This is a genomic window from Xylocopilactobacillus apis, from assembly GCF_033095965.1.
In the GTDB taxonomy this organism is placed as follows: Bacteria; Bacillota; Bacilli; order Lactobacillales; family Lactobacillaceae; genus Xylocopilactobacillus; species Xylocopilactobacillus apis.
In genome coordinates this window covers 1,788,454-1,800,130 of record NZ_AP026801.1, presented here as the reverse complement: position 1 = coordinate 1,800,130, position 11,677 = coordinate 1,788,454, and the positions used below count along the sequence as shown (strand labels likewise).

Genomic DNA, 11,677 nt, shown 5'->3' with positions numbered 1-11,677 from the left:
AAATAGAAGTAGTATTTCCGTTAGTAAGATTCAAAAAATATCCGTTTTTAATAAATTAAGAGGCGCAATAATGGAAAAGTACCATGGATTAAAAAGTTATTACTACAAATATAGAGATCCTGCAGATTATCAAGCACTGGTCGAAAAACGACAAGATAATGAATTGGCAATGCACACGGGACTCATAATGTCGCCTTTAGTCAGAGAATTTCGCAACCATGTACAATACGAGATCTTTTTGCTGCCAGCACCACAGATTTTAAAATTATCAGAAGAAATTTATTCAATTTCTTTAGATATTGAAATCCGATTAAAGCAATTAACTGAATTTGCTCAAGATCAGCTTTTTTATAACAGTTTAATCGAAGAACTTTACAGTACCAATGATATTGAAGGGGTTAGAAGCTCAAGGCAGGAAATCAGCGATACTGTTGATCGTCTGAAAAGAAATGATGTCGGAAGCGTAAGATTTGCGGGATTAGTGAAGCTGTATGAGAACTTTCAAAAGGAAAAGTACAGCTCCATTCATAATGTTAAAGACTTTAGAGAAATCTGGAATGAGTTAGTCAGTTCTGAAGTAGCGCCAGAAGATCAGCCAGACGGCGAACTTTTTAGAAAATCAGCGGTGAAAATCGTTTCAGGAGATAAGATCATTCATCGGGGAGATGAAGATGAACAGGCGATTATTACCGATCTCAATCGGTTGATTGCCGAAATGAATAATGAAGATTTACCCTATCTTCCCAAGTGTTTTCTGGCTCATTATTACTTTGAGTACATTCATACATTTTATGATGGTAATGGGCGGGTCGGCAGGTTTATTGTCTGTGCTTATCTCGCGAGAAAACTAGACCGGATGTCAGCAATTCAATTTTCTACTTCAATTGCTAAGCAGCGTCAGTCGTACTACAAGGCATTCAATGAAATGAGTAATCAGTACAATCAGGGTGAAGGCACCAACTTTGTAATTAGTATGATGAAGTTACTAAAAGCAGGACAGATTGATGTCATTGAACAACTTGATGAAGGGATCCATCTGCTTCACAAGTCTCGTAAGGTGCTCGATCAACATAATTTAACTGAAATCAATAAAGAAATTTTATTTGTCTTGTGCCAAAAAGAAATATTTGGTCGCCGGTTGAGCGCGATTACAGATTCAGATCTCAGTATGATGTTTAACTTAACTCGCTATAAGCTCAATAAAATGTTAGATGATTTAGTTCAGCAGGGCTTGATTGAAGTTAAAAAAACTAATCCCAAAACGCACGTCTTAACCAAGAAGATTATTGAAGAGATCTTCTTTTATTGAATAAAAATTAGAGGAGTGTGATTACAATGTCAGATAAAACATTGATGGATAGTATTAATGAATTAAAAAAGTTTGCAAAAGGTGAGAGATCAAAAGTAATAGTTCATAGTATTTCTTTTGATTCTGCACCCGAATTTTCCTCTTCAGATAAAAAATAATTTATTGTAAATTACAGAAATAAAAATATCCCTTAAGTTTATTTCAACTTTTGGTGTTACAGGTTTTTTAAATTTATTCTTATTTAACGAGATTATATCGTAATTAACACAACATCTTTGTTCCAAATTTACACATATTACAACGTAAAGTATGTACATTAGGAATAAAAATAGGTATACTTCAATAGGTGAAAAATCACTTTCTCATTGATAATTATGAAAACTCATGCTATTATAATGTCGAAAGAAACGTACTTTCTTTTAGTTGATCAAGCAACTTAAAAACCAGATATATTAAGCTGGGCATATCCCAGATAGTTGGCTGACAACAGAAAAATCAGATATATTATGCTAGGCATATCCTAGATGGTTGGCTGGCAACAGAAAAACTTGGTTAAAACCGGTAGCTTACTAGTTATCGGTTTTTTCTTTGGAAGGACACTTAAATGACTAAAGAATCGTTGCTCAGTAATGATCGTGATTATCATAAAATAACACTTTCGGAAACAAATTCTTTTAAAAAATATCTTCCCAGTATCCAAAAAGCTCTACGCGATACTAAAGACCATTTTATTGGAAAAGTTAAAATTTATATTTATGTGGTAAATGATAGAGAAATATGTTCTTTACCAATCACTTTTCAAAGTAGGCATTTCATGCACTTATGTGGCGTGAAGTATTCTACAGGTCCTAGGGGATTTATTAAGGATTTAGAAAGAAAAAAATTAAACTTACAAAATTTATATTTAAAAGAAGATGGCAGCACTTTTCAGAAATTAGAAGTTATAGACAAAATTAACTTGCTTGATACTTTGGATACAGCAGTATCTATTGGAAATAGTATGGCCAGAATTCATTACAATAGTTTGTTAAGGACTAAAGCTAATATTTTGGGTATAGCTGTTGATAATGATAGTAATGGCGTTAATTTTCCGTTATCTTTATTAAACTTATCAGTTATAGATACACTTACATCATTTAAGGTAGTTGCCATATTAGAAGAAAATAAAAGCACTCATGTAAAAAAATGTTTGCAAAAAGATAAAAACTGTAATAATAAAATAAATGAGTACATTGATCAACTATTAGACGTGTCTCAAAAAATGAGGCGTGACATATAATCCTCTTGAAAAACGAAAATCGTTCATTTCAAGAGGATTATTCTATTTTGACTTGTCAAATTAAGCGCAACACCTCATTATGAAAGATCTCAGATAGTGTTTTTATTTGTCCCATTCTGCCATGTTAAATTAGGATCTGGAAAATAAAATTCTACGTTTTTTTTTTGCTCAAAATTAAGAGTTTTTATTTCTAATCTTGTATTTATTAGTGAAAGGAAGGTGAGAGAATGGATGACCAACAAATTGCATCAGCGGTTAAAAACAAAGACGAAGCGGTTTTCGACGATGTAGTAAATCAATATTCCAAACTGCTGTGGGTGATTGCTTTTTCCATCATTGGAAAACAGACCAGCGAATCTGATGTTGAAGAATTGGTCAGTGATGTTTTCTGGCGATTTTGGCAGTACCCGGAAAAATATGACCCCAGCCGTGGTTCACTAAAAAATTATTTATCATTACTAACAAGAAGTATGGCGATCAATAAATTACAAGTAAAGCACGATCCGATTGAATCGGACCAAGACTTTATTTTAGAAAATTTACCAGATCACACAGAAACTAATCAAACTTTTTGGCATTTGTTATTTACAGCAATTGAATCGCTATCTGAGCCCACTAAAAGAATCTGCTTTGAACGATTTTTTCTGGAATTAAAACCAGCAGCGATCAGCGAGAATTTAGAGCTAAACGTGACAGAAATCAACAATCGTCTATATCAAGGGAAGAAAAAACTTAAGCCAATTTTACAAAAATTGATGGAGGAGGAATTATGAAAAATGTTGAACAGCCAGTGACTAAATTATCAGATCAAGAACTAGATAAACTGATCGAAGAAATGGACACCTCTTTTAATTCAAAGAACCAAAAAAACATTCACGATCGTCTACATAAAAAAATGCACAAACGTCCAATATCGCTTCCACGAGCGACCAAATGGTTAGTTGCGGCAGCTGCGTTAGTCATCTTAGTCCCTGGAACAGCATTAGCTGCAAATGGACTTTGGGAAGCAGTGACCCATAAAGATGGCTTCTTGACGACTCTGGTGTTTAAAAATGGCTCGCAGGATAATAGTCATTACAAAGTGAATTATGGGTATTTACCAAGTAATTTAAAACCGATGGCGCATACGGACGGGCTCAAATACTACGATCCGAAAGATGAAGATTATTCATTATCGACGGTTTTTTATAAACCAAAAAATGATGCAAAATTGCAAGTGCCAAACTCTGGTAAAACGACCAAAAAAATCATTAATAATAATGTTGTTTACTTTGTAGATCATGCTGGCGGAGATGGAGAAAGTTCTAATGTTTTTGTTGCATTTGAAAAAGAACATCGAATAGTTCAATTATATTTTGGACCAAAAGTAACCAAAGAAAGTATTGAAAAAATTGTTGGTGGTCTATCGTTGAAGGCAACTTCGGCAAAACTTGCAACATTTGAGTCTCCGGCAAATGAATCACACACTTCTAACGATAATGTTAAGTCCCAGACTTTGCGAGCTGATAGTTCAACAATTAAGCAGTTTAAAACCAGTTTCACTCAAGAAGTGGGTGAGAAGGATCAAATAAAGATTGAACCTTTAAGTGTTAACGTTGGTAACGAAATTTCTAAAGAATTTGATTTGAAAAAAGATGTTAATATCATTGATGAAAAGTTTTTGGATCGGATAATTGCCGATAAAGGAGTGCTCAAACCATTTGAGGGAGAGGTCCATAAACGTGGTGATGGGAAAAATACTATTGATCGTAAGATCAAGAATGTAACAGTCCAGCCGAAGTTTTATGAAGTTACTGTTAAAATCACTAATGATTCATCTAAACCAATTTCACATTACGACTTCAATGCTCCTCGTCTATATTTATTAGAACCAAAGGGAAATAATTTAGTTTTAGACATGGATGTTTACACTTCTCCTTATAATAATTTTGAGAACTATCCAAATTATGTATTACCGCGTGGAATTGGGTCAGGACAGAAAGATTATAATAAATCATCTGGAACGATTGAGCCGCATACAAGTAAAACTTTTAAATATGGATATGTTGTAATTAATCCAATGGATTACAAGCCGTTTTTACAGTTTGATTCAGCAGGACGTGCCCCTGATGATCTGAATTCTAATCAATATCGATGGTTGAAATTACCTTAACAAGATTTACCAGACAAAAAAGTCTGGTATTTTTTTATGAATTTTTAAGTATTTCTGGTAAATTTTGTGTATATATAGCGAAAAAGAGGTGCACTCATTTTTCAAGCTTGTAAAAATAAATCAGAAGGATTAATTCCATGAATGACCAAGAGATTGCGGCGGCCGTAAGTAATCGAGATGAGTCAGTCTTTAATGATTTGGTAACGAAGTATTCTAAGCTATTGTGGGCAGTGGCTTATTCAGTGATGGGACAAACTGCTAGTTCTTTTGATGTTAAAGAAATAGTCAGTGATGTATTTTGGCGCTTTTGGCAGCACCCCGAAAAATACATAGAAACGCGTGGCTCGTTAAAAAATTATCTAGCTTTGATGACTAAAAGTTTAGCGTTAAATAAAATCAGAGATCAAAAAGATCCAACTGAAACTGATGAATTTATTTGGGAGATGATTCCAGCACCAAAAGCTGATAACGATTTAATCTGGCAGACCTTATTTACTGCAATTGAAACATTAAAGGAACCAACGAAGAGAATTTGTTTTGAGCGCTTCTTTATGGAACTAAAACCTGCTGTCATCAGTAAGAATTTGAATTTAAGTCTTAATGAAGTCAACAATCGTCTCTATCAGGGCAAAAAGAAAATTAAACCAATTATGCAGCAATTGATGGAAAGGGAGGACTTACTGCGATGAATGAAAAGTCAAACTTTGAACTTCCATTAACTAAATTGAATGACCAACAATTAGATGAATTTTTGCAAGAGATTAATCAGCCGTTTTCAAATCAGGATCAACAGCAGATTCAAGCGAGCGTACAAAGTAAAATTCAGCCGAAGCGGGGATTTAAACTTAAGCGCTGGTTTATCTTAGCAGCAACTATCCTTCTAGTAATTACGGGAGCAACTTTTGTTAAAAACAATTATTTAGTTAAAAAGCCAGTAGCTCAAGTCGTAAAAAAGAAGCCAAAGACTCCGCTTGAAAAAGCAAAAGCACGGGCAGCACGGAACAAAATTGTCTACGAGCAAGAACTAAAAGGTCTTAGCCACATAAATTCAAGTACGAAGAGGAAAGAAAGAACTTCAAGTAATAATGATAATTCGTTGACCGCCGTTTCAATGGCAGTCGTTTCAATCCGATTTGATTACTTTAAAGGCTTAATCACGAAGACGAGTTTTGCATCGGAAAACAATCAACCCATGACGATTTATCAAGTTTTTGTTGAAAAAGTTTATGATGGTGACCCGTCCGACGAAGGAAAAACGGTTACAATTAAAACCTCGGGAGGCAAGCTGAATAATTCAATTGTCCAAATTAACGGGTATGATCCTGCGGTACCGGGCACCGAAGTTGTTGTTAAGATCCCAGAGTATGCCAATAGTGAGAAATTCACGGTGGAGGATCGCAGCATTTTCTATCGCACTCCCAATGCCAAACAATTTACGCTGCATCGTCCCGCTGATTTAGGCTTGTCCGAAAAACAAATTGATCAAAATGAAGAGAAGAAGATTAATCAGATGGTGAAACGGGGAGTTACCCCCGCCAGAACTAAATATCTCGCAGTTTTGACGAGAGCTCGGAAATCTGGTCTAAAGCAAGCACTTGAAATGGATAAGACACCGCAACAAACTTATAATAAGGCGTCAGAAATAAGGATTAGCAGCTTTAAGAATTTTGCGGAGATGGACCAGAAATCATCAGCGACTGTTGCAGGAGTAGTTACAGCTTGGACGAAGGTACCCAATGCAAAAAACACCGCAGTCACGATTCTTTCAATTTACGTATACCGAGGTTTAACCGCCAAAAGTAAGCATTTAGCAGGCAAAACGATTTACGTGTACCAACAAGGTGGTTACATCACTCGGAGAAATCTGTTAAATGGAATGAGCAGCGCTTTATCTGAACAACAGTTAAATCAAGAAATCTTCTCTGAACGCTTAGATTTTCGGGTTGCACGGATCGGGACCGAAGTCGTCTTGAATCTCAGTAAAGTAAGTAAGCACTCGATGCCTAAAGGTGAAAAAGTCATTGATCGAGCCAAAAGCTACTCACTGCGAGAGGGAGAAAAGAGCATGTGGGTTAAAAATGAAGGCGGTCAATATAAACTCGTAAATGAAAATTATATTGAAGGTCAACAAGCGCAAGAATTGCCAGTGAAAACCAATTCAGCAGGCGATCAAGAAATTACCGCTGAGATTAATCGCTTGATTGCAAAGGAGTGAAATGATGAAAGCAACTAAAAAGCTCACTGTAAGTTTGATTTTACCGATTCTATTTTTAGGAGGCTGGTGCCCAACAATCGAAAGCCGATCAGACCTCAAAGGTTGTTAAAAAAGCCCCGACTAAAGAAGAAATTCTAGCAGGTAAGCTTAATGATGCTAAGGCGGAAGCCAAAAAGAATCGACCTAAATTTGAAGAGGATTTAAAAGGGGTCACGCGTCAAGGCGGCGGATTAATGAAAGAAGACGTTTGTGGAATTTCAATGCCCCCAGATAAAAAGATTTCAATGATTACTTTTCGGGGCCTGATTACAAATACAAGTTATACCGTTGACGATACTTTACCTAGAACGCATTATCGAGTTTTTATCGAAAAAGTTTATGATGGCGATCGATCTAAAGAAGGAACATTTTCAAATATTGAAGCTGAAGGCGGTAAAATTAAAAATTCAGTTTATTATAGAGATTTACAAGAAAAAAGTTTTATTCCCCAAAATGAAAAATTAACACCTGCTCAGTTAAATCAGTATACGTTGGTTCAAAGCAATTCTTATGACCCTTCTGCACCGGGCGATGAAATAATTTTGACGATGCCAGTTAACAAGTTAGCAAAATGTTTCGGTGTTGGACCCCTTTCCAATGTTTTTTATCGTCAAAAAGGGCAACAGAAGTTTTTACTGCATCACTATCAGCTTAGAAAAAATGAAACCTCGCAAGGAAGAATTAATTCCTATAAGAAGATGAGAGAAGAAGATCAAAAATCTGAAAATTCCGTAAATGAAATGGTCAAGACAGGAATATTTCCCAAAAATGGGATCGATTAAGGAGAAAAGATGAACATCAAAAAAATAATTAAGGGTGCACTAGTTATTGCTGCTTCTTCAGTTGTCCTTACCGGCTGTAATCAACAAAAAGATTCTTCAAAGTCGAGCAGTGTCATTTCACGGTCAAAGGTCTCTAAATCTAAAAGCACGAGGGATCTGAAACAAGAAAAGTATGATGAGGCTGTTAAGGATAAAATCAAAGCGGGTACTTATTCATACGTGAAACTTAAGGAGTTATACGCTGGGCGGCCGATTCATGAGCTTAAAACCTCAGTAGGTAATTTTACAATTTATGAACCCGAATTATATGGAATTGCTGCTCCAAAGAATTCCAAAAAAGATCTTATAGGATTTAAGTTTCTTTTTGATTATCGAAATAATACGAATCAGGCGCAAAACGGAATTAAAGCACTTGAATCAATTTTAAAAATAAAGAAATTGGTGCTAGGTAAACATGATTTTGCAGTTAACCAACTTCAGGTTCATCTAGTTACCGAACCATATCGCGGGATGGATGAAAATCATAAAATATCTGAAACTGGACGAGTGGCAAACAATGAATATCTAACGCCAGTACAAGGAATGGGAAAATACATAATTAGTTTTGTTACTAAAACGCCGTCTTTTAAAGGTAAAAATAAGCTTGATCCGACTAAAGATCATGTCTTACTCCAATTTTTGGCTGATCCTAAGAGTAAAGTAGAACTTAAAACCATTAACTTGCCAATTGGAATGCGAATTGATTAAGTGAGGGCACTAAATGAAAAATCACCTTAAAGTTGGGACTGTGATTCTGATCGCTACAATTTTTCTTGCCGGATGCAATCAAAAAGAAACAGGTTCTAGTGATGCGGCAGCTAAAGCTAAAAGTTCGAAGTTAGCCAAACAAAAGAAATATGATGAAGGGATACAGGCAAAAGTCCAAAACGGCACGTATTCATTTGCGAAAACCCAAGACTGGATTCATCCCTATCACATGAAAACATCCGCTGGAATTTTCAGTTTGGCTGAACCAGAAATCACATTTTCCACTGATTCAACGGGCAAGAAATTAACAGAGCAAGGTTTTCAGGTCAGTTTTGTTTATAAAAACACCACGAAAAAACCACAAGATGGAATTAAGGTTTTGCAATCGTTGATGAAAGTGCAGGAACTTAAAATTCTCGGTACTAAAAGCTCAGCGTCAAGGATTAATTTTTATCGAGTAACTGCTCCATATAATGGAATGGATCAAAATGTTCATGATTCTCAAGTAAGAGAAATCGCCAATAATGGGAAAATGACTCAGCCCGGAGAAACAATAAATCAAATTGTTGGAGTTATTGAACCAGTCAAGAAGCCTCGCTCACATTTCATGAACCCGATGCAGGCAAGGGTAACATTCTATGCCGATCCGAAAAGTAAAGTCGAGCTTAAAACGACGAAAATGAATATCGTTTTGCGTTTTGATTAGGAGAATTTGTGAAAAAAGCTAAACTATTATGGGGTATTTTGATAAGTTGTCTGGCAGTTTTGGCGTTAGCAGTCGGAGTTAATATCTATGAGTCGAAATCAAAAGTGCCTGCAGCAAAAGAAATAACGAAGTCAAAATCTTCAAGCAAAATAGTAATTAATCAGGCAAAAAAGAATTACTATCATGAGCCAATTCAAAAAGCGGGCGTTGCAGAATCCCGTATTAATTACCCGATGACATTTTCTGAGATGTTAAAAGAAAGTGATCTTGTAATTCAAGGAACTGTTACTGATTTGACCGATAATACTGAATATCAATCGGAAACACCGGTGCTTCCTTTTACGATGGCAAAAGTTTATATCAATAAGGTTTTAGCTGGCAATCGGAATTTGTTGAATAAATATATTAATCTTCGCTTTTTGGGCGGGAATCTTGCTAATAAAAAGACGTCTGAAGTTCAGACAATCGAATACATCAATTCACCGTTACTTAGAGTTGGTCAAAAGGTAGCTCTGGTATTGAAGAAGTCGCAAGGAAAAGAAAAATATTATCAGTCAATTGTTGGAGGCAAAAGCATCTTTATTGCTAACAGTAAAGGACAGTATTTGCGGACTGCTGAACCCAAGCCAACAGGTGGAGGAGGAGGATCTCAACCTCAAAATACTTCTGAATTAGATGATGATGCTTTGATGAATCAGAAGATTAATGATCTAATTCACCGCTGAAGCCGAGAGAAATCTTGGCTTTTTAACTATGGTTTATGTTAAAGTATAAAACAACACTTAATTTATTTAGAAATAATTTATTATTAAAATTTCATAGTTATCAGTCTTGGGATTTTAGAAATGGCAAAACAAGATGATTTACAAATATTATTCCCGTTTTAAATTTATCCTGCTTAATATATTTGGATTGATCTCAAGTGCTGAAGGCATAGTGCTTGCTTTTATGGTGGGTAACTTAACAGATATTGCAACTAAAGGAACATATCAATCAATTCCTAGAGTTATTACGATTACTCTGGTAGCTTTTTTAATTACGTTTGCTTCACAGTTAATGTTTAATTACTTGAAAACAGATGCGATTAAAACAACTAATACTTATTTGCGTTCCAAAGTTCTTAAAGGCATGCTTAACGCAACGACTGAGGATAATGCAGAAGCACTAGGATTTTTAACCAACGATTTCAAATTACTCGAAACTAATCGTTTTGGGGCTGAAATTTCTATTTTCATTAATCTTTATACGATGATTCTGGCTTTAGGCTATGGGATTTATCTTAATTGGCTGATTACAATAATTTTTATTATTGGTTCTTGTATTCCAATGATTGTTTCCAGCATTTTTCAAAAACCGATTCAAAAATCTTCTGAGAATTGGTCAAAAGCAAACACTAAATATGTTAATCAAACTAAGAATTTTCTAGCAGGGACTGATACTTTTCGGCTTTATCAAAAGCAGGATCAAGCAGTAGCTAGAAATTCTAAAACGATCAATGTTTTAGAAAATACTTTGGGTAAAATGAATCTGATAAACTTGAATGTTAATTCAGCGGTCATGTTTGTAGCGTATATTTCGACATTTTTACTGCCGTTTTTAATTGGGATTTTATTAATCTTAAAAGGATTTACGACAATTGGCGCTTTGTTTGGAATTGTTCAGTTATCCAACTCGTTTGTTAATCCAATTTTAACGGTCTTAAATGAGAGAAATAATCTTTCGACGACTAAAAATATCGTTAGAAAGGTCAATGAGTATTTAACTCAGGCAGATCAGTTAGAAGATTCTTCAGTAACAGATTTTAAAAAATTGTTGGTCAATGATTTAACTTTAAAACGAAAAGATCAAGTGTTGGCAGCAGGCATTAATCTTGAAATTGAATCAGGCGAAAAAGTTGCAGTTATTGGTCCTTCCGGTTCAGGGAAGTCCACCTTAATGCAGTTTTTAATGGCAGGCAAATATGGAGAAACTCAAGTAATCGAACTTAACGGAACTGTTCAAAATCCGGGAACTTTCAGTTCGATTTTTGCTTACGCCAGTCAAAAGCCAATCATATTTGCCGATAATTTATGGTTTAACCTAACATTAGGTTCTGATATTTCAAAAGAAGAAGTTAATCAGATTTGTGAGAAGCTTGATTTAAGCGAAATTGTGAAATCTAAAGGCTATGATTATTCTTTGGGAGATAACGCAGATCAGCTCTCTGGCGGCCAGTTAGCTCGAATTGAATTAGCACGAGCCATTTTAGCTCATCGGCCAGTTTTATTGTTAGATGAAATTAATGCATCGCTTGACCGCCAGACGGATCATGACATTCATCAATATCTATATGATTCAACCCTAACTTTTATTGAAGTCATTCATCACTATGAACCAGCCGATTTGAAAAAATATGACCGAGTAATCGATCTTGGCTCTAATCTTTAAGATCTCTTTTACGAAGAGATC

Annotated in this window: 12 protein-coding genes; all 12 read left to right on the top strand. The window is 35.2% G+C overall.

Annotated elements, in window-relative coordinates:
- The first annotated feature begins 70 nt into the window (after positions 1-70).
- The 12 genes from R8749_RS08480 to R8749_RS08425 all read left to right on the top strand — a co-directional run bounded on the left by R8749_RS08480 (position 71) and on the right by R8749_RS08425 (position 11,656).
- A complete protein-coding gene (locus R8749_RS08480; protein WP_317695942.1) occupies positions 71-1,309 on the top strand; it encodes a Fic family protein in 1,239 nt (412 codons plus the stop codon).
- Between the two features lie 26 nt (positions 1,310-1,335).
- Positions 1,336-1,467 (top strand): hypothetical protein, encoded by a 132-nt coding sequence (locus R8749_RS08475; RefSeq protein ID WP_317695940.1) that lies wholly within the window; start codon positions 1,336-1,338, stop codon positions 1,465-1,467.
- 446 nt (positions 1,468-1,913) lie between these two features.
- Positions 1,914-2,588: a PBECR4 domain-containing protein gene (locus tag R8749_RS08470; RefSeq protein WP_317695938.1), complete on the top strand. Its 675-nt coding sequence runs from the start codon at positions 1,914-1,916 to the stop codon at positions 2,586-2,588.
- A gap of 227 nt (positions 2,589-2,815) precedes the next feature.
- Positions 2,816-3,361, top strand: a complete 546-nt coding sequence (locus R8749_RS08465) for an RNA polymerase sigma factor (RefSeq protein ID WP_317695935.1) — start codon at positions 2,816-2,818, stop codon at positions 3,359-3,361.
- Positions 3,358-4,740: a hypothetical protein gene (locus R8749_RS08460; RefSeq protein ID WP_317695932.1), complete on the top strand. Its 1,383-nt coding sequence runs from the start codon at positions 3,358-3,360 to the stop codon at positions 4,738-4,740. Before R8749_RS08465 ends, R8749_RS08460 begins: the two co-directional genes overlap by 4 nt.
- Before the next feature lie 137 nt (positions 4,741-4,877).
- On the top strand, positions 4,878-5,429 hold the full coding sequence (locus R8749_RS08455; RefSeq protein ID WP_317695930.1) for an RNA polymerase sigma factor: 552 nt from the start codon (positions 4,878-4,880) through the stop codon (positions 5,427-5,429).
- On the top strand, positions 5,426-6,955 hold the full coding sequence (locus tag R8749_RS08450) for a hypothetical protein (RefSeq protein ID WP_317695927.1): 1,530 nt from the start codon (positions 5,426-5,428) through the stop codon (positions 6,953-6,955). Before R8749_RS08455 ends, R8749_RS08450 begins: the two co-directional genes overlap by 4 nt.
- Positions 6,956-7,188: 233 nt before the next feature.
- Positions 7,189-7,776 (top strand): hypothetical protein, encoded by a 588-nt coding sequence (locus R8749_RS08445; RefSeq protein WP_317695924.1) that lies wholly within the window; start codon positions 7,189-7,191, stop codon positions 7,774-7,776.
- A gap of 9 nt (positions 7,777-7,785) precedes the next feature.
- Positions 7,786-8,523, top strand: a complete 738-nt coding sequence (locus R8749_RS08440; RefSeq protein WP_317695922.1) for a hypothetical protein — start codon at positions 7,786-7,788, stop codon at positions 8,521-8,523.
- Between the two features lie 13 nt (positions 8,524-8,536).
- Positions 8,537-9,229 (top strand): hypothetical protein, encoded by a 693-nt coding sequence (locus R8749_RS08435; protein ID WP_317695920.1) that lies wholly within the window; start codon positions 8,537-8,539, stop codon positions 9,227-9,229.
- 8 nt (positions 9,230-9,237) lie between these two features.
- Positions 9,238-9,954: a hypothetical protein gene (locus R8749_RS08430; RefSeq protein ID WP_317695918.1), complete on the top strand. Its 717-nt coding sequence runs from the start codon at positions 9,238-9,240 to the stop codon at positions 9,952-9,954.
- A 133-nt stretch (positions 9,955-10,087) separates the two neighbouring features.
- Entirely contained in the window at positions 10,088-11,656 is a 1,569-nt protein-coding gene (locus R8749_RS08425; RefSeq protein ID WP_317695916.1) for an ATP-binding cassette domain-containing protein, read from the top strand.
- Positions 11,657-11,677 lie beyond the last annotated feature (21 nt).

Coding starts and splice junctions, on each gene's coding strand:
- R8749_RS08475 (WP_317695940.1), top strand. CDS start 1,336: ATGTCAGATAAAACATTGATGGATAGTATTAATGAATTAAAAAAGTTT.
- R8749_RS08460 (WP_317695932.1), top strand. CDS start 3,358: ATGAAAAATGTTGAACAGCCAGTGACTAAATTATCAGATCAAGAACTA.
- R8749_RS08425 (WP_317695916.1), top strand. CDS start 10,088: ATGATTTACAAATATTATTCCCGTTTTAAATTTATCCTGCTTAATATA.
- R8749_RS08435 (WP_317695920.1), top strand. CDS start 8,537: ATGAAAAATCACCTTAAAGTTGGGACTGTGATTCTGATCGCTACAATT.
- R8749_RS08465 (WP_317695935.1), top strand. CDS start 2,816: ATGGATGACCAACAAATTGCATCAGCGGTTAAAAACAAAGACGAAGCG.
- R8749_RS08440 (WP_317695922.1), top strand. CDS start 7,786: ATGAACATCAAAAAAATAATTAAGGGTGCACTAGTTATTGCTGCTTCT.
- R8749_RS08445 (WP_317695924.1), top strand. CDS start 7,189: ATGAAAGAAGACGTTTGTGGAATTTCAATGCCCCCAGATAAAAAGATT.
- R8749_RS08480 (WP_317695942.1), top strand. CDS start 71: ATGGAAAAGTACCATGGATTAAAAAGTTATTACTACAAATATAGAGAT.
- R8749_RS08450 (WP_317695927.1), top strand. CDS start 5,426: ATGAATGAAAAGTCAAACTTTGAACTTCCATTAACTAAATTGAATGAC.
- R8749_RS08470 (WP_317695938.1), top strand. CDS start 1,914: ATGACTAAAGAATCGTTGCTCAGTAATGATCGTGATTATCATAAAATA.
- R8749_RS08455 (WP_317695930.1), top strand. CDS start 4,878: ATGAATGACCAAGAGATTGCGGCGGCCGTAAGTAATCGAGATGAGTCA.